The sequence below is a fragment of the Kribbella jiaozuonensis genome (assembly GCF_005233875.1).
In the GTDB taxonomy this organism is placed as follows: Bacteria; Actinomycetota; Actinomycetes; order Propionibacteriales; family Kribbellaceae; genus Kribbella; species Kribbella jiaozuonensis.
The window spans coordinates 651,191-667,700 of sequence record NZ_SZPZ01000004.1 but is presented as its reverse complement, the minus strand read 5'-3'; the positions used below and the strand labels follow the sequence as shown (position 1 = coordinate 667,700).

Genomic DNA, 16,510 nt, shown 5'->3' with positions numbered 1-16,510 from the left:
ACACTCTGATGTCAGTCAATGACATCAGCTAGGATCGACCCATGGGACGGTGGGAACCGGATGCGGCCGGGCGGCTGCGTGAGGCGGCGATGGCGCTGTACGCCGAGCGCGGGTACGACGGCACGACCGTTGCCGATATCGCCGACCGGGCCGGCGTCACCGCGCGCACGTTCTTCCGGCACTTCGCCGACAAGCGCGAGGTGCTGTTCGCCGGATCCGAGCTCCTCGAGCAGCTGATGGTCAAGGCGCTGGCGGATGCGCCGGCGGACGCGACGCCGATGGAGGCGGTCGCGGCCGCCGTCCTCGCGTCGGCCGAGTTCTTCGACGACATCCGCCGGGAGTACTCGCGGCGCCGTCAGGGCGTGATCAACGCGACCCCCGAGCTGCGCGAGCGCGAGCTGATCAAGATGGCTGCGCTGACGACCGCGCTGACCAAGGGGTTGCTCGAGCGCGGGGTCGCTCCCGACGTCGCGCCGCTGGCGGCCGAGACCGGGGTCGCGGTGTTCCGGGTGTCGTTCGAGCGGTGGATCAACGACCCGGAGGGTGAGCCCATCGTGGACGTCATTCGGTCGACGTTGAAGACACTGTCCGGTCTGACTGCCTGACGCCTTCGTCCCAGGAGGCGACCGCGACGAGCGCGACACAGGTGGCCGCGATGAGGGCAAGGTCTGCGAGCGAGCCGACCAGCGGGGTCGCGAGCGGCAGGAGCAGCAGGATCACCACGCCGGCGAACGACGTACCGAGGTGGACGCGGGACGGCTCCGAGATGATTCGGTGCACGCCCCAGAGCAGCCCGACGAAGCAGGCGGCCGGGATGGCGACGGAGTAGCTCGCGGCGGTCGGGGAGATGTGCAGTTCGTGGCTGGTCTGCTCGACGACGACCTCCAGCCCGGCGCCGAGCGCGGCGAGCGACGCGAAGATCCCGTAGTGGCCGTAGCCCCAGCGGTACGAGCGATCCCGGCGCTCCTCGAGCCGCGGACCGGCCGGACGCAGGAAGTACAACCACCACAACGCGAACAGGATCACCAGACCGCAGGCGGCGACCGCGATCAGCTCGGCACTCACGTTGATCTCCTCGACAGCACGCCGTACTGCGTTGGACGCGGCCAGGACCGCTTCGCCGAGCAGGATGATCGTGAACAGCCCGTACCGCTCCGCGATGTGATGCGGGTGCCAGTGCGTCGCCCGCGGCCGCTCGGCCCACAGCGGCACGGACAGCTCGAGGATCGCGAGGGCGATGAACGCGACCAGCAGCACGGTGTCGGACGCGCCGGCGTCGGCCAGATACAGCCGCCCGAACCAGCCCAGCTGCAACACCCCGATGCCGAACGCGTAGCGGAACGCAGTACGTCGTGAGTCCGGATCCTCGATGCCCGCACGCAACCAGAGCGAGATCAGCCCGAGCCGCATGATCAGGTAGCCGATCGTGATCATCAGGTAGTCGCCGTGGTCCGCGGCCGCCGGGACGCCCGCGGCGAGCAGCAGCACGCCGGCCATCTGCACCATCGTCAGGATCCGGTATGTGACGTCGTCGGTGTCGTACGACGAGGCGAACCAGGTGAAGTTCATCCACGCCCACCAGATCGCGAAGAACACCTGCAGGAACGGCAGGACGCCGTCGCCGCCGTGGCCCTCGGCGATCGTGTGCGCGAACTGCTCGGTGACCGCGGCGACCGCGACCACGAAGGTCAGGTCGAACAGCAGCTCCAGCTGGCTGGAGACGCGGTTCGGCTCGTCGATCGGCCGCGCGGTCATCCGCACGCGGATCCGGACCGTGGCGTTCGGCACGGGGTGTCCCTTCGTCAGGTGTCACTCAGTGAGACAGGACACAAGCATCGGCTGTGACTGTCACAGGCGGGAGAGGTGCCCTGTCTTACCTGGTGACAGCCAAAGACAATCGAAGGGGTTCTGCGATGAAGATCGTCGTGATCGGCGGCACCGGCATGATCGGCACGAAGCTGGTGGCGAAGCTCACCGAGCACGGCCACGAGGCGGTGCCGGCGGCACCGAGCACCGGTGTCAACACGATCACCGGAGAGGGTCTGGCCGATGCGCTGAAGGGCGTCGACGTCGTCGTCGACGTGGCCAACTCGCCGTCGTTCGAGGCCGGGCCGGTGATGGAGTTCTTCAAGACCTCGACCAGCAACGTGCTGCAGGCCGAGGACGCGGCCGGCGTCCGGCACCACGTCGGGATCTCGATCGTCGGCACCGAGCGGATGCCGGAGAACGCCTACTTCGCCGCGAAGATCGCCCAGGAGGAGCTGATCAAGGCCTCCGGCCTGCCGTACTCGCTGGTGCACTCGACCCAGTTCTTCGAGTTCGTCGGGCCGACCGCGGACTCGGGCACCGGCGACGACGGCAAGGTGCACATCGCGCCGGTCGCGTGGGCGCCGATCGCCGGTGAGGACGTCGCGAAGAACCTCGGGAAGGTCGCGGTGGGGGAGCCGCTGAACGCGCGGATCGACATCGCCGGTCCGGACGAGTACCGGATGGACGAGTTCTTCCGGAAGGCGCTGGCGCAGCGCGGCGACGCCCGCGAGGTCGTCTCCGACCCGCACGCCCTGTACTTCGGCGCCGAGCTGAAGGAGCGCAGCCTGGTCCCCGTCGGCCCCGCCACCCTCGGCGAGCTGCACTACGACGAGTGGTACGCCGCGCAGGCCGGTCGATGACCATGGGCACGAACGACGAGTTGCAGGAGCTCGAGGTAGAGGTCGAGGCCGACATCGAGCTGGACGCGGCGGGCACAGCGTCCGAGGACGACGAGCTCGACTGGGCGCTCGATCCGTACGAGGCTCAGGCCGAGACCGCCGATCTGAACAGCCTGCACGGCGCGATCGAGGCGCTCGAAGGCGACGAACCACCGTATTCTCCGGCAGGGGAGTGACAGAAGGGTGTCGATGGAGCTCGACGATCTCGACGCGGCGGTCGCGGTCTTCAACGAGGTGCGGCCGCGCCTGATGGGGATCGCGTACCGGATGCTGGGTAGCCACACAGAGGCCGAGGACCTGGTCCAGGAGGTGTGGCTGCGCTGGCAGGCCGCGGACCGCAGTGCGGTCCAGAGCCCGGTGGCGTACCTGTCGACGGCGGTGACCAGGCTCGCGATCAACGCGAGCCAGTCCGCGCGTGCCCGGCGGGAGACCTACATCGGGCCGTGGCTGCCGGAGCCGGTCGACACCAGCGCTGATCCGTACCTCGGTGCCGAGCGCGGGGAGGCGCTGAGTTTCGCCGTCCTCCTCGTGCTCGAGCGGCTGTCACCCACCGAGCGGGCGGCGTACATCCTGCGTGAGGCGTTCGACTACCCGTACGACGAGCTGGCCACGATGCTGCAGTCGACCGAGCCGGCGGTGCGGCAGCTCGTCAGCCGGGCCCGGAAGCGGATCCGGGCGGAACGCCGTACCGAGGTCAGCGGGGGCCAGCAGAAGAAGTTGCTCTCGGCATTCGTCGAGGCGGCGCGGTCGGGTGATCTCGCGGTGCTGGAGCAGCTGCTCGCGAAGGACGCGATCAGCTACTCCGACGGCGGCGGGGCGGCGCGCGCGTCGAAGTTCCCGGTCGTCGGGCGGGATCGGGTGGCGAAGTACCACCGGGCGTTCCACGACCGCTTCTGGGTCGGCGTCACGGTGGAGTTCGGCCGGGCGAACGGTCGCGCGATCGCGATGCTGGAGCGCGACGGTGTGATGTTCGCGGTCTGCACTGTGATCGCGTCGGACGACGGCATCGACGAGGTGCTGTGGATGATGAACCCGGCCAAGATCACCCACGCCACCGCTGTCGCTTGAGCTGGAGGAGATGTGTTCAAGCGGGGCGATCATGCCGTCGTACACCGGTTCGCGACGGCGTGCCGGGCCGGCAGTGCGGGCGCGATCCGGAGCTTGCTGACGCCTGACGTGGTCGCGGTCAGCGACGGCGGCGGGCAGGTGTTCGCGGCGCCGGGACCGGTGCGGGGCATCGCGCAGGTCGCGGAGTCGGTGTGCAACGTGCTCGGCCTGCACCCGGACATAGCGCCGACCGTGGAGGCGGTCAACGGCCAGCCCGGTGTCGTACTGCGTGCCGCCGGCCGGGTCGTCGCCGTGGTGAGCCTGAAGGTGACGGGCGCGAAGGTCGCCGCGGTCTGGATCGTGCTGAACCCGGACAAGCTGCGGCACTGGGTGTGACCCTCTCTCCGGGGAATGAACACCCCCTGGTCTGGTGTTGACGTGTCAACCTAGACTTAACGGGTGAGCGGACAGGAGAGTGGAGACATGGCCGAGTTGGCCACGTTGGATTTCGGGCTGGATTCCTTCGGGGACATCCCGGTGGACGACAGCGGCGCGCCGGTCACGGACGCGGCGGCGATCCGGCAGGTCGTCGAGGAGGCGGTGCTGGCCGACCAGATCGGCGTGAACGCGATCGCCCTCGGTGAGCACCACCGGCCGGAGTACTCGATCTCCTCACCGGAGACGGTGCTGGCCGGTATCGCGACCAAGACGTCGAACCTCAAGCTCGGCTCCGGTGTCACCGTGCTGAGCTCGGACGACCCGGTGCGGGTGTTCCAGCGGTTCTCCACCGTCGACGCGCTGTCGAACGGTCGGGCCGAGGTGATCCTCGGGCGTGGGTCGTTCACCGAGTCGTTCCCGCTGTTCGGGTACGACCTGGCCGACTACGACAAGCTGTTCGAGGAGAAGCTGCAGCTGTTCGTGCAGCTGCTCGACGAGAAGCCGGTCACCTGGGAGGGCACGGTTCGCGCCGCGCTCGACAACGCCGATGTCTATCCGAAGACGGAGTCCGGGCGGCTGAAGACCTGGGTCGGGGTCGGTGGCTCGCCGCAGTCCGTCGTACGGACGGCGTACTACGGGTTGCCGTTGATGCTCGCGATCATCGGCGGGGCGCCGGACCGGTTCGCGCCGTACCTGGATCTGTACAAGCGGGCGGCCGAGCAGTTCGGGACCGTCGCGCATCCGGTCGGCATGCACTCGCCCGGGTTCGTCGCGGAAACGGACGAGCAGGCGAAGGAGATCTTCTACGCGCCGTACAAGGTGATGCGCGACCGGATCGGCGCGCTGCGCGGCTGGCCGCCGTTGAAGCGCGAGGAGTTCGAGTCCGAGGTACTGCACGGCTCGATGTACGTCGGGTCGCCGGAGACGGTGGCTCGCCGGATCGCCGACGCGGTGGGGACGCTCGGGGTTTCGCGGTTCGACCTGATCTACTCGGGTGGTCCGCTGCCGGTGAGCGCTCGGCTGAAGGCTGTCGAGCTGTACGGCACGAAGGTGATCCCGCTGGTGCGCGACATGCTGGCGGACTCGAAGTGACGACGATCGGGATCCTGGGAGCCGGGAAGGTCGGGACCGTCCTGGCCCGGCTCGCGGTCGCCGCTGGGTATCGCGTGCTGATCGCGGGGTCGGGTGACGTCTCGAAGATCGCGCTGATCGTGGAGGTCGTCACGCCGGGCGCCGTGGCCACGACTGCTGCCGAGGCCGCGGCCGAGGCCGATGTGGTGATCCTGGCGCTGCCGCTCGGGAAGTACCAGACGATCCCGGTCGACGCGCTGCGCGGGAAGCTCGTCATCGACGCGATGAACTATTGGTGGGAGGTCGACGGCATCCGCTCCGACCTGACCGACCCGCGGACCTCGTCGTCGGAGCTCGTGCAGGAGTTCCTGCCCGGGTCCCGTGTCGTGAAGGCCTTCAACCACATGGGTTACCACGACCTCGACGAAGGCGCCCGTCCGGCCGGATCGGCCGACCGCAAGGCGATCGCGGTCGCGGGTGAGGCCGCGGACGCGGCTGAGGCGGCGGCCATAGTCGACGCTCTCGGCTTCGACCCGGTCCTCGCCGGTCCGCTTGCCGAGGGCAAGAGCCTGGAGCCCGGCGCCGAGTCCTTCGGCGCCAACGTCGGCGCGGACGAACTCCGCGACATGCTGGCCCGCTACCCGGAAACCGTCAAAGGCCAAGAGGTAGCCCAAGCCCGGGCTGCCGCTTAGCTACACGGACACCCGGTCCACGTCGGCGCTGAGCCGGTCGGTTTGTTTGACCGACCGCTCGGCGCCGACGCCTGCGGCCACCACCGAGGCGATGCCGACCACCTGCAGGAGTCCCGGCGCCTGGCTGAGGAAGATCCAGCCGACCAGGAGTGCGAGCGCGGGCTCGAGGCTCATCAGGGTGCCGAACACCCCGGCGTCGAGCCTGCGGAGAGCCAGGTACTCGAGGCTGAACGGGATCACCGGGAGCAGCAGCGCCAGCCCGAAACCGATCGCGACCAGCTGCCACGTCATCACCGGGATCGTGCTCGGCCCGGCGACCGCGGTGGCGACGACGGCAGCCACCGGCAGCGATACGCCCATGCCTTGCAGACCGGTCACGTTCCCGCCGACGTGCTGGGTGAGGACGATGTACGCCGCCCAGCAGGCGGCCGCGCCGAGCGCGAACAGCACGCCGAGTCCGTCGACCGATCCGTGCCAGGGCTGAGTCAGCAGCATCACCCCGACGAACGCCAGCCCGGGCCAGATCAGCCGGCCGCGACTCCGCAGTACTGCGACTGTGAGCGGACCGAGGAACTCGAGCGCGCTCGCCGTACCGAGTGGCAGCCGAGCAGCGGCGGCCATGAAGAGGAGCGTCACGCCGGCGGTTGCGATGCCGAGACCGACCGCGGCCAGGAATGACTTGCGGTCGAACGAGCTGGGTCGCGGGCGGAACAGCACGAGCACGATCAAGCCGGCGCAGGCCAGCCGCAGCCAGGCAGCGCCCTCCGGGCCGACCCGGTCGAAGAGCCCGACGGAGGCGGCCAGTCCGAGCTGGACCATCGTCATCGACAGGACCGCGAACGCTACGCCGGTCTGCCTGTCTCGTGTGCGCATGCTTTCCAGTGAAGCTCGCGATTTTATTCGCGTCCACGTGTTAATCCTGGACAAATCGTTCATGATTCATGAATGGATGTACGGCGTCTCGAGCTGCTGCTCGCCCTGTCCCGATTGGGCTCGATGCAGGCCGTCTCGGCAACGCTCGGCGTCACCACGTCGACCGTCTCGCAACAGATCGCCGCGCTCGCCCGGGAGGTCGGTACGCCGCTGATCGAGCCCGACGGCCGCCGCGTCCGGCTTACCCCGGCGGGTCGGCGACTGGCCGGGCACGCGGTCGAGATCCTCGCGGCCCACGAGGCTGCGCGCGCCGACCTCGATCCGTCGGCCGAGCCGGCCGGGACGGTTCGCGTCGCGGCGTTCCATACGGTCATCCGGGACAGCCTGCTCCCCGTCGTACACCGGCTCGCCGCGGAGCACCCCGCCGTACGGCTCGAGATCCAGGAGCAGGAGCCACCCGAGGCGCTCGCGCTGTTGGAGCGGGACCAGGTCGACCTCGTGCTGAGCTACGACTACAACCTCGCGCCCGCCGCGGTCGATCCGGCGCTCGAATCCACTCCGCTCTGGGAGTCCACCTGGGGCCTCGCCGTACCGTCCCAGTCCCGCCGCACCAGCGGTACGTCGGCCGAAGTACTAGCCGCCTTCGCCGACAGCGACTGGATCGTGAACTCCCGCCACACCGCCGACGAGCACGTCGTCCGTACCCTGGCCGCCCTCGCCGGCTTCGAACCCCACATCACCCAACGCGCCGACACCCTCCAACTGGTCCAGGAAATGATCACCGCCGGCCTGGGCGTAGCCCTGATGCCCGCCGCCTACCCCAAAACCACCGGCATCTCCCTCCGCCGCCTCCGCACCCCCGAACCCCGGATGCGCGCCTACGCGCTCACCCGCCGGGGCCGCACCAACTGGTCCCCGCTGTCTCTCGTCCTCAAGCTGCTGCACTGACCCCGGATCACGCGCCGAAGAATTGGGCGACCATCTCGGCTCGGCTGGAGACGTCGAGTTTGGCGAAGATGCGGCGCATGTGGGTGGAGACTGTCCAGGGGCTGATCTCGAGTGAGCTGGCGATGGCGCGATTCGTGGCGCCGTCGGCGACCAGGCGGGCGATCTGGAGTTCGCGTGGGCTCAGGCTGTGGCGGGGAACCTGAGCCGAGACGACCAGCACGCAGCGCACGTTGTCGTGCTCGAGCATGACCGAGACCGTGCCGTCGCTGGTCGTCGTCTCCACGACGGTCAGTTCGACGTGATCGATCATCGCCCGGAGCGCGGCCACGATGCACTGCTGCAACTCCGCGTCGGCAGTCTCCTCCGAGGTGGTGCGGGGTGGGGGAGGGGAGTGCGCCAAGGTCGCGGACCCCCGGGTCGACGCAGGCGTAGCGGTAGCGGTCATCGTCCCTCCCCCTCGAGCTGCACCGGCAATTCGCCGCAACGAAACTGCCGGATCTCACCATGGTGATCCTTTCGCCGCAATACCGGTACCGGCTCGGCTCTAATAGGCCGGGTCAATGCCGACAGCAATGCCGCGGAGAGTTGTACTCCGGCCGCCCATCCGGCGATGTCCATCGCCTCATCCGGCCCGTGTGCGTTCCCCGCCGGCGGCCCGAATCCCAGCAACAGCGGGCGAATCCGCAACGCCCGCGCGAGGATGCCGACGGCCGGGATCGTGCCACCGGACCGGACGTCGACCGCCGGCCGGCCGACGATCGCGGTACACGCCTGATCGACCGCCCGCCGGACAAAGTCGTCCGGCAGTGTCTCGATCGCCGGCACGCCGCCGGTGAATCGGAGCCGGACGTGCGGCGCGAAGGATGCGAGCAGACGACGGGCACGCAGTACGACGTCTGCCGGGTCGGATCGTGGTGGCAGCCGGAGGTCCAGCGTCGCGACCGCGCGCGATGGCAGCGACGCACCGCCGGTGCCGGCGACGAGCTGCGTGACTCCGACCGATCCGCGCAGCGTGACCCGCTTGTCGAGACCGCGACCGACCGTGGCCCGGCCCGGTGCGGCTCGTTTGATGGAGTCGTCGGTTCTCGTCGTTGCGGTGGATCGGACGGCGATCGTGTCCGCGAAGAGTTCTGTCCGCAAGATGCGCAGCGCGTCGGCGAGGATGAGGCTCGGGTCGACGACGGCGCCGCCGAGTCGCCCCGCGTGTACCGCCGTACCGCCGGTGTCGACGGTGAGCGAGGCGGCGAGGCGGCCGCGCTGGCTGATCGTGACGGTCGGCGTTCCGTCGTCGTACCGCTCGGTGTCGGACACGATCACGGCCGTCGGCCGGAGTCCGCGGAGTTCGCCGATGACCTGGGCAAAGCCGGGGCTGCCGACCTCCTCGGCTCCCTCCGCGATCACGATGACCTCGGCGGGCAGTACGCCGGGCCACGCGTCCAGGGCGCACAGGTGCGCGAACAGCTGCCCCTTGTCGTCGTTGGCGCCGCGGGCGTAGATGACGCCGTCACGAATGACCGGGCGGAACGGGTGCGACGACCAGCCAGGGCCGGCCGGCTGTACGTCGTAGTGCCCGTAGATGACCACCTGCCTGGCGCCGGGCGCGGCCGGCCAGCGTGCGACGACGACGTCGCGTCCGTTGCGCGTCGGCCGCAGGTCCACCGTCGCGCCGCGAGCACGCTGCCAGGACGCGAGCCAGCGGGCGGCCCGGCGTACGTCGTCGGTGTGGCGCGGGTCCGCACTGACCGAGGGGATGGCAAGCCAGTCCAGCAGCTCGGTCAGACGTCGTGCTTGCCGCTGCTTGGCAGCGGCAAGCACCTGCGGAGAGATCATCGTTCAGTCACGGGCGGGTCCGGACGGGTACGCCGCCTTGGCCACCCCGATAGGTACCGGTGCCGCCGCGCCGCGGGTACATCGGCCCGCGGGCGCTCGGCGGCATCTGCGCCGGCGTACGTTCGCTGTACCGCGCGGCGACGCCGGACTGTCCGAGCTGCTCCCATGGCATGACCCGGTCGGTCCCGGAACGCCGGGCGAGGCTCATCGCCTGGGCCGACGTCAGCCATTCCTCGGACGGCTCGGCGATCTCCATCAGCAGCGCCTCGAACTGGCCGCGCCCGGTCTCCATCACGTGGTTGCCGGACAGCCACCGCAGTACGTCGCGGCCGTTGACCGCCATCCGTTGCCGCGGACTGCTCTGCAGGCGTACGTCGAAGTACCTGATCAGCACCTCGTCGACGACGTCCCACGCGTTCGCGGCGCCGAACAGATCCTTGACGTCCTCAGAGCCGAGGATCGCGAAGCATTCCTCGAGCAGTTGCATGACTTCGACCCGCAGTACGTTGAGGTGACCGTACGACGTGAACTTCAGGTTGTTGCGCAGATCGAGCCCGGCCCGGCGGACGACCGCGATCGACCCGAAGCTCGGGTCCAGCGCCCGTTCCCGGATCACATCGCTTATCCGCTTGTCGCGCCAGAACAGCGTGACCTGGTTGATGAAGTGCGAGAACAGCATGTGGAAGTCGGTGTTCGGCCGGCTCTGCCCGGCGCCGAGTCCGCGGCCGTAGCCGAGCACCCGCCGGTACGCCGCCAGCCGGTCCTTCGCGGTGTAGCGCAGTACGTCACGACGGTCGAACTGGTAGAGCCGGTACGCGCCCTCGCCGCCCGACAGCCGGATCGCGCCGCCCTCGAACAGCTGCTTCAACCGCTGCACGACCTTGAAGACGCCGATCTTCTCGTGCTGATAGATGTAGTACAGATCGCCGACCGCGACGACGCGCTCGGAGTTGACGTTCTCGTCGTACTCCGCGACACCCTGCGGAATCTTGACGTCGCCGAACTCCTGCGCCGCATCCGGCCCGACCCCGACCAACTCCGCCAGCCCCCGGTCCGGCGGCCGCGGCCCCGCCGCATCCGCCTCCCGAGCCGCCGTCACCAGATCGTCGAGCTGCTTGTTGATCTCCTCCGCCAACGCCGGATTGGAAACCAAACTCCCCGACAACCGCTCCGCCACCTGACTCCGCAGCGCCTGCATCCGATCCAGCAAGTCCTGATAATCCCGCTCGGAAAGCATGTCAGCTCCCTCCTCCGCGCGAACCTGGGGCCTTCTTGGCCGGCGCCTTCTTCGCAGCCTTCTTGGCCGCGGCCTTCTTCGCCGGCGGCACTGCCGGGGCCTTCTTGGCTGCGGCCTTCTTGGCCGGCGCCGCTGGAGCCGCTGGAGCCGGCTGGCTGCTCAGGACCAGGAACGGCGCCGGACCGACGCGCATCGCTGCCGCCTGCTGCGCCCGTTCCAGCGCGCGTCGTGCCTGGATCGCGCTGTACGTCAAGGCGTTCGCGCGGGCCTCGAGTTCCTTGATCCGCTGCCTGGTCTTGGCCCCGGCGCGCTCGGCGCGTTCCGCGGCGGCCTCTTCCTCGATGCGGTGTGTGTTCGCGGCATCGACCGACGTCAGGAGATCGCCGAGCTCGTCGCTTCCGAGCGTCTTCACGAGCTTGGCGAAGGTCGGCCAGTCCTGCCTGAGTTTCCGGGCCTGCTCCTGGACGTCGTCGTCGGCCAGAATCGCCCGGAACCGCGCCAGCGTCGAGTGCCCCACCTTGAACCCGTGGCATCCGCAACCACAGTCCTCGCAGTCGTCGTCACATTCGTCCAGGCAGTCCTCGTCGGGTTCGGGCTCGATCGGGTCGAGCGGGGACTGGGGGACGAACCGCTGGTTCGGCGGAATGTCGTCCCACGCGTCCGGTGCGCTGTCGGGATCCACGTCGTACGCCGGCCGCAGCCGTGGCCAGGTGGTGACGCTCGGGCCCTGGATGATCCGGCCGAGCTCGCCGTCGACGATCGCCATCGGCACCTCGCTGGCAGCCAGCAGGACTCCTCGGCCACCGGCGGTGTCGAGCAGTTGCTGCAGAGAGAGCGGCAACGCACCGCGCTGGAAGATTCCGCCGAGGTGGTCGTCGTCGGCACTGGCGCTGCCCTGGAGCGGCAGCACGAGAGTCGAGAGGTCGACCGGCTGCAGTCCGTCGGCGACGAAGGCCGGGACGTACGTCGGACGCAGGTGCAGACCCCGAACCTCGACTCGGACGAAATCCTGCCCCGAGAGCAGGGCATCGTTCTCGAACGGCATGACCGCGATGTCGAGGAGGACCACGCCGGAGAAGCGGCCGATCCGGATCGCCTTCGCGGTCAACCGCTCGATCAGCCCGCACAGGGTCGACACCGCGATCTTGACGCGGCCGGAGTACATGCCGGGCGGCAGCGGCGTACAGCAACCGAGCGGGATGCACGTGACCTTGCCGCGAGAACCGCAATGGCAACCGCCCGCACACCCCGAGCTTCCACATGGAATCAGCCGTCGGACGAGCTTGTCGCGAAGGGTGACGAGCAGGTCGATCGCAGTCGGCGTGAAGCTCGAGACCAGGCCGTCGCGGCCGGTGTCGCGGATGATGTTCGGCCCGTCCTCGGTGACGAACACGCGCAGCCACTGGGTCAGGTCGTCGAGCGTCAGCCCGGTGCCGCGGTCGAGGATCACGGTCTGCCGTTCAGCACCCGACACGAGCACGGAGTCCAGCACCGCCTCGAACTCGTCGACCTGTTCGGAGGCCGCCGCGAGCAACCTGCTGATCTGTACGAGGTCCGTGCCGAGGAACCCGCTACCGGCGCCGAGGGTGAAGTCCGTACGGCGCAACGCCCACGAGCGTTGGAGGTCGGTGACCAGCTCGACCAGAGTCCAGAAACTCGTCCGCTGCTTCTCCTCGTCCACCGTGTTGACGTGATCGTCGTCGAGCCCGAACCGATCGCGCAGCGCGCCGAGCTGACCTGGCACGCTGTCCGGGTCGACCTCGGCGACGGCGGCCGGCACCACGGGCGGCGCAGGCGGCGAGCCGCCGAACGGCGCCATAGGCTGCGCCACGACGCCGGGCTGCTTGCTGCCCATGCCCGGCAGGGCGCCGACGGATCCTGTGATCGTGTTCGGGCTGAAGCCGGTCAGCACTCCGAACGCCGAGTCGACCAAAGCGACGCGGGGACCGCCTTCGCGGCCGAATTCCAGGACTATGCGGCGGACCGAGTCTCGGACGAGGGTTCGGTAGGCCTCGCAGTCCTGGGGGTCGGCGTCGGTTCGGAGGGGTTGGAGGCTGTCGAGCATGCGGGTGATTTGTTCGTGGGCGGCTTTGGCGCGGAGGTAGAGGGAGGCCTGGCCGCCGGTGACGCCGCCGAGGTCGGCCTGGACCGCTACGCCGCGGGGGACGTACTTGGTGACGACGTGGTCCTCGAAGGTGGAGAGTTCGAAGGAGGCGCTGAGGGCGGCGGTGAAGGCTTTCGGGTCCTGGACGCGGGGGCGCCAGCCCAGGACGTCGCGGATGGCTGCGCTCACCACCGGGCCCTGGTCGCCGGTGCCGGAGGTGGTCGTCGGGCGGGCGACCGAGTCCGTGGTCATCAGCGGGAAGGCCTGGTCGACCTCGACGACCGGGAGTCCTGGCTGCAACTTGTCATTGGTCACGACGACCTCCTGGAGGTATTCGTCCCGGTCCCCGTGAGGGACGATCCGGTGACGAGCTCATGCCACGCGTCGCCGATCGCGAGACCGGCGGCGACGAGCGGTTCTTCACAGCGTTCGAGGCTCTGCTCGACGCCCGACCACCACGACGGCCAGGGACCACCCCGGCGTCTCGTAGAGCCGCGCAATCGCGAGACCGCCTCGTGGGCGCGCAGATCGCGCCAGTAGATGAGACTTGCTTCCCGTACCAACCGGTCGACCTCGGCCAGTTCGACGGCGGTCGGCTCCTTCTGGGCAGCGATCGCCTCGGCCAGCCGGCCCTGGATCTCGACGGTGAGCTGGGCGGCGTGTTCGGCCGATGCCAGGTCGCTCTCTTCCGGCTGGTCGTCGTTCGCGTTCAGGACCAGTTCGGCGACCGCGAGCCACAAAGCCCGTAGCGCCTGGTGCAACGCCGTACGGCGGTCTTCGATCGTCATCGCGGTCACCGCCTCGCCAGTTGCGCGTAGAAGTTGCGCATCAGGCGATCCGGCTCGGCGCGATGGTGGTCGAGCGCGGAACGTACGGCGCCGATCAGGAACCGCTCCGGGACGACACCGGGATCGACGCCCTTGGCGAGTCGTACGCCGGCCTCGTCGATCATCGCCTGGTGCCGCGGCTCGAAGAAGATCACCTCGCGCAACGACTTCCCGCCGAGTCCCTGGAACGGCGTGTAGCAGACGGCCTCGACGACGGCGGGGATCGCGGTCCGGGCGGTGGCGAGCAGCTTCGGCGGCATCGTCGACTCGCGCGGCGTCGGGTACAGCTGCGACCACGCGCGCCGGAACTCGGCGGCCCGCTCCGGGAACCCCATCCGGCGCAACAGCTCGCACGACAGGAACGTCCGCAGGTACGGCGTGGGATGCACCGACCGCGGCGAATAGCCGAAACTCTGCGCCGGCCCGCGCCCGATCACGTCCATCAACGACGACACGAACGCCTCGCCGCCGAGCAGACCGCCGACCATGTCGCCGAAGATCTCCCGGTTCCACCTGACCCAAATGTTGCTGATGGCAACAGGTACGCCGGCGTCGCGCAACCGCCGCCCGATCGACGACGGAATGGCCTGCTCGAGCTGCAACTCGTTCTGCAGGTTGTGCGACACCTCGTGCAGGATCGCGCCGATGGTCCACGGGTTGACGAGCCGGTGATACGGCAACTGCACAAGCGGAAACGGGTTGAGCTGCCGTCCGAGCCGGCGGAGCGGGATGCCCCGCCGGAACGTCGCCGGCGAGAATCCGGTCCGCATGTAGCAGAACGGCGGCGGAGCCGGAATGCTGCGCTCGTTGCCGAGGTGCATGAATACGTGCTGATAGCAATCAAGTGTGATCCGGTCGCAGGCGTCGAGCCATTCGCCGAACGCGCTCTGCCGTTGCCCGAACAGCTCGAAGTAGAAGTCCCACACGCGTTCGGTCGCGCGCACCAGGTCGTGGGCCTGTGACTTCAGGTCCAGAGCCAGGCCGACGCGATGCGGCGACGGGTTGGTCTGCGCGGCGTCGGTGGCGCGATCCAGCCGCTCGACGATCGTGTTGAGCGGTCCGCGCAACGTCGCCAGCAAAGCGTTGACCGCTTGCACGTGTCCTTCGCTGGGACGCGCGGGCTGGCCGCCGAACTCGTCGCGGCTGAAGTCGCGGAGCGCGGTCAGGTGCCGGCGGACGTTGAGCGCCTGTCCGGACAGGTACGCCGGAAGCACGTCACGCGCCGGTCGCGTCGACGCGATGGGCGTCGCGGCCGCCTCGCCTTCGAACCACGGGAATGACGGCAACCAGGACAACCAGGACGAGGTAGGGGGAGCCGGGGCCGGGGTAGGGGCAGGTGTGGAGGGCACAGGCGGCGGGGGAGTGATGCCGCTGAGTGAACTGATGCGGGCGCGGAAGGCGTCCATGTCGAAGTTCGGGTCGATCTTCCGCTTCGGTGGATCCGCGACCTCCTTGTGCCCGAGCACCGCGCTGACGTTCAACCCGAAGTGATCGATCAGCACCCGGCACAGCTGCGCGTACGCCGCCATCTGCACCTCGGGCCAGGTCGCGTCGGTACCGGTCGCCTCGGCCTCGATCCCGATCGAGTGGCTGTTGCCCCACGACGGATCCCGCACCGTCCCCGCGTGATTGCAGCGCCCGGCCGCGATCACGTACACCTTGCCGGACCGCGACAACCCGAAGTGCGACAACGGCCCGGTCAGATCCGGTCGCCCGTTGATCAGGGTGTCCAGCGACGGCATGTCGGCGGTCTTGTTCAGCGTCGCGGTGTGATGGCACACCACCGCGCGGACGTCGCTCATCTCGTCCCGGCCGCGGGTCTGCCAGCCGGGCACCTCGATGACCTCGAGGCTGGTCTTACGGGCGACGCCCGCGAGGTCCGTCAGGTACGGCATCGTCCCTCCCCACCACAGGTCAGCGTCGGGCCCGGCGGCGCCGGGTCGGCTGCGGCCGGCGCGTCCGCCGTACGCCGGAGGTCGCCGGGGTGCGGCTGCGACGGCGGTAGCGGCGGTCGAACGTGCTGACGGCGCGCATCGCGCGGTTGCGTTCGGGTGCCTGGCGGAACATCCGCCCGGCGATCCGCGTCATCGTCGAGATCGCGGTCTCCGGGGAGACGCTGCGGCCGGCGGCGGCCTGGTCCGCGAGGCTCTGCGCGGTCCGTTGCAGGATCACCGGCATCGCCATCACGTACTTGCGGGTGGCCGGGTTCCGACGCAGTCGCCGACCGAGGGCCGACGTACCGCGGATCAGGGCCGGCGCGTTGCGGGCCAGGACGCCCGCGGCGCGCGGGATCAGCTTGGAGGCGATCGGGACGAGCGCTCCGAGGAACGCCTCCGCCTCGGCCTCGCTGGAGGTCTGCGCGGCCTTCGCCGACAGGTGCGCCATCAGCTCGGCGTCCGGGTAGATCCGGCGGATCGGGTTCACGAAGTCCTCGTCCTCGTACTCCTCCTCGGCTTCGTCCTCCGTCTCCGCCTCGGCCTCGAACTCGAACTCGGCTTCGTACTCGCCGTCGCCTCCGCCGCTGAGCAGCCCGCCCAGGGCCTTGCCGATCCCGCCGATCGCACCGAGGAAGTCCTCGTCCTCGTCTTCGGCCTCGAACTCGAGTTCCTGCTCGTCCTCGGCCTCGACCTCAACTTCTTCCTCGAACTCGTCCTCGAGTTCGAACTCGCCCTGGATCTCGGGATAGCTACGGTTCAACGCGGATGCCATGGTCCTTGCCCCTCCAAGTCGGGTGT

Annotated in this window: 17 protein-coding genes; 8 read left to right on the top strand and 9 right to left on the bottom strand. The window is 69.3% G+C overall.

What is annotated here, in order from left to right:
* Positions 1–41 precede the first annotated feature (41 nt).
* Positions 42–605 carry a TetR/AcrR family transcriptional regulator gene (locus FDA38_RS29250; protein ID WP_137257338.1) on the top strand — a complete coding sequence of 188 codons (564 nt, stop codon included), beginning with the start codon at positions 42–44 and terminating at the stop codon, positions 603–605.
* On the opposite strand, the gene FDA38_RS29245 is transcribed toward FDA38_RS29250, so the two are convergent.
* Positions 562–1,788: a low temperature requirement protein A gene (locus FDA38_RS29245; RefSeq protein WP_202877890.1), complete on the bottom strand. Its 1,227-nt coding sequence runs from the start codon at positions 1,786–1,788 to the stop codon at positions 562–564. The two genes, FDA38_RS29250 and FDA38_RS29245, sit on opposite strands and share 44 nt — an antisense overlap.
* 125 nt (positions 1,789–1,913) lie before the next feature.
* Between FDA38_RS29245 and FDA38_RS29240 the strand changes: the two genes are divergently transcribed.
* From FDA38_RS29240 to FDA38_RS29215, 6 genes are all read left to right on the top strand, one after another.
* Positions 1,914–2,669, top strand: a complete 756-nt coding sequence (locus tag FDA38_RS29240) for an SDR family oxidoreductase (protein ID WP_137257337.1) — start codon at positions 1,914–1,916, stop codon at positions 2,667–2,669.
* On the top strand, positions 2,666–2,884 hold the full coding sequence (locus tag FDA38_RS29235; protein ID WP_137257336.1) for a hypothetical protein: 219 nt from the start codon (positions 2,666–2,668) through the stop codon (positions 2,882–2,884). The genes FDA38_RS29240 and FDA38_RS29235 overlap by 4 nt, the downstream gene beginning before the upstream one ends.
* Before the next feature lie 13 nt (positions 2,885–2,897).
* Positions 2,898–3,776: an RNA polymerase sigma-70 factor gene (locus FDA38_RS29230; protein WP_137257335.1), complete on the top strand. Its 879-nt coding sequence runs from the start codon at positions 2,898–2,900 to the stop codon at positions 3,774–3,776.
* A 12-nt stretch (positions 3,777–3,788) separates the two neighbouring features.
* Positions 3,789–4,151: a sigma-70 family RNA polymerase sigma factor family protein gene (locus FDA38_RS29225; protein WP_137257334.1), complete on the top strand. Its 363-nt coding sequence runs from the start codon at positions 3,789–3,791 to the stop codon at positions 4,149–4,151.
* A 63-nt stretch (positions 4,152–4,214) separates the two neighbouring features.
* Positions 4,215–5,285, top strand: coding sequence for an LLM class flavin-dependent oxidoreductase (locus tag FDA38_RS29220; protein ID WP_233714985.1), 1,071 nt, complete (start codon positions 4,215–4,217; stop codon positions 5,283–5,285).
* Positions 5,282–5,956: an NADPH-dependent F420 reductase gene (locus FDA38_RS29215; RefSeq protein ID WP_137257333.1), complete on the top strand. Its 675-nt coding sequence runs from the start codon at positions 5,282–5,284 to the stop codon at positions 5,954–5,956. The genes FDA38_RS29220 and FDA38_RS29215 overlap by 4 nt, the downstream gene beginning before the upstream one ends.
* On the opposite strand, the gene FDA38_RS29210 is transcribed toward FDA38_RS29215, so the two are convergent.
* Positions 5,957–6,829 carry an EamA family transporter gene (locus tag FDA38_RS29210; protein WP_137257332.1) on the bottom strand — a complete coding sequence of 291 codons (873 nt, stop codon included), beginning with the start codon at positions 6,827–6,829 and terminating at the stop codon, positions 5,957–5,959.
* A gap of 72 nt (positions 6,830–6,901) precedes the next feature.
* On the opposite strand from FDA38_RS29210, the gene FDA38_RS29205 reads away from it, so the two are divergent.
* Entirely contained in the window at positions 6,902–7,777 is an 876-nt protein-coding gene (locus FDA38_RS29205) for a LysR family transcriptional regulator (RefSeq protein WP_137257331.1), read from the top strand.
* Positions 7,778–7,784: 7 nt separating this feature from the next.
* Here FDA38_RS29205 and FDA38_RS29200 read toward each other — a convergent pair whose 3' ends face one another.
* From FDA38_RS29200 to FDA38_RS29170, 7 genes are read right to left on the bottom strand one after another with little or no spacing between them, the layout of a single operon-like run.
* Positions 7,785–8,222, bottom strand: a complete 438-nt coding sequence (locus FDA38_RS29200; protein ID WP_137257330.1) for a helix-turn-helix domain-containing protein — start codon at positions 8,220–8,222, stop codon at positions 7,785–7,787.
* Positions 8,219–9,607, bottom strand: coding sequence for a M20/M25/M40 family metallo-hydrolase (locus FDA38_RS29195; RefSeq protein WP_137257329.1), 1,389 nt, complete (start codon positions 9,605–9,607; stop codon positions 8,219–8,221). The genes FDA38_RS29200 and FDA38_RS29195 overlap by 4 nt, the downstream gene beginning before the upstream one ends.
* A 7-nt stretch (positions 9,608–9,614) precedes the next feature.
* Complete coding sequence (locus FDA38_RS29190; protein WP_137257328.1) at positions 9,615–10,844, bottom strand: hypothetical protein; 1,230 nt, start codon at positions 10,842–10,844, stop codon at positions 9,615–9,617.
* A gap of 1 nt (position 10,845) precedes the next feature.
* Positions 10,846–13,263, bottom strand: a complete 2,418-nt coding sequence (locus tag FDA38_RS29185; RefSeq protein WP_137257327.1) for a hypothetical protein — start codon at positions 13,261–13,263, stop codon at positions 10,846–10,848.
* Positions 13,260–13,736: a hypothetical protein gene (locus FDA38_RS29180; protein WP_137257326.1), complete on the bottom strand. Its 477-nt coding sequence runs from the start codon at positions 13,734–13,736 to the stop codon at positions 13,260–13,262. Before FDA38_RS29180 ends, FDA38_RS29185 begins: the two co-directional genes overlap by 4 nt.
* A 5-nt stretch (positions 13,737–13,741) precedes the next feature.
* A complete protein-coding gene (locus FDA38_RS29175) occupies positions 13,742–15,670 on the bottom strand; it encodes a peptidoglycan recognition protein family protein (protein ID WP_137257325.1) in 1,929 nt (642 codons plus the stop codon).
* A 19-nt stretch (positions 15,671–15,689) separates the two neighbouring features.
* The gene (locus FDA38_RS29170; protein ID WP_137257324.1) at positions 15,690–16,484 is read right to left on the bottom strand and encodes a hypothetical protein; all 795 of its coding nucleotides are present in this window, start codon (positions 16,482–16,484) and stop codon (positions 15,690–15,692) included.
* Positions 16,485–16,510 lie beyond the last annotated feature (26 nt).

What these genes read in the sequence shown, in the direction of transcription:
- FDA38_RS29250 (WP_137257338.1), top strand. Translation starts at nt 42, where the DNA reads ATGGGACGGTGGGAACCGGATGCGGCCGGGCGGCTGCGTGAGGCGGCG.
- FDA38_RS29240 (WP_137257337.1), top strand. Translation starts at nt 1,914, where the DNA reads ATGAAGATCGTCGTGATCGGCGGCACCGGCATGATCGGCACGAAGCTG.
- FDA38_RS29235 (WP_137257336.1), top strand. Translation starts at nt 2,666, where the DNA reads ATGACCATGGGCACGAACGACGAGTTGCAGGAGCTCGAGGTAGAGGTC.
- FDA38_RS29230 (WP_137257335.1), top strand. Translation starts at nt 2,898, where the DNA reads ATGGAGCTCGACGATCTCGACGCGGCGGTCGCGGTCTTCAACGAGGTG.
- FDA38_RS29210 (WP_137257332.1), bottom strand. Translation starts at nt 6,829, where the DNA reads ATGCGCACACGAGACAGGCAGACCGGCGTAGCGTTCGCGGTCCTGTCG.
- FDA38_RS29205 (WP_137257331.1), top strand. Translation starts at nt 6,902, where the DNA reads ATGGATGTACGGCGTCTCGAGCTGCTGCTCGCCCTGTCCCGATTGGGC.
- FDA38_RS29200 (WP_137257330.1), bottom strand. Translation starts at nt 8,222, where the DNA reads ATGACCGCTACCGCTACGCCTGCGTCGACCCGGGGGTCCGCGACCTTG.
- FDA38_RS29195 (WP_137257329.1), bottom strand. Translation starts at nt 9,607, where the DNA reads ATGATCTCTCCGCAGGTGCTTGCCGCTGCCAAGCAGCGGCAAGCACGA.
- FDA38_RS29190 (WP_137257328.1), bottom strand. Translation starts at nt 10,844, where the DNA reads ATGCTTTCCGAGCGGGATTATCAGGACTTGCTGGATCGGATGCAGGCG.
- FDA38_RS29180 (WP_137257326.1), bottom strand. Translation starts at nt 13,736, where the DNA reads ATGACGATCGAAGACCGCCGTACGGCGTTGCACCAGGCGCTACGGGCT.
- FDA38_RS29175 (WP_137257325.1), bottom strand. Translation starts at nt 15,670, where the DNA reads ATGCCGTACCTGACGGACCTCGCGGGCGTCGCCCGTAAGACCAGCCTC.
- FDA38_RS29170 (WP_137257324.1), bottom strand. Translation starts at nt 16,484, where the DNA reads ATGGCATCCGCGTTGAACCGTAGCTATCCCGAGATCCAGGGCGAGTTC.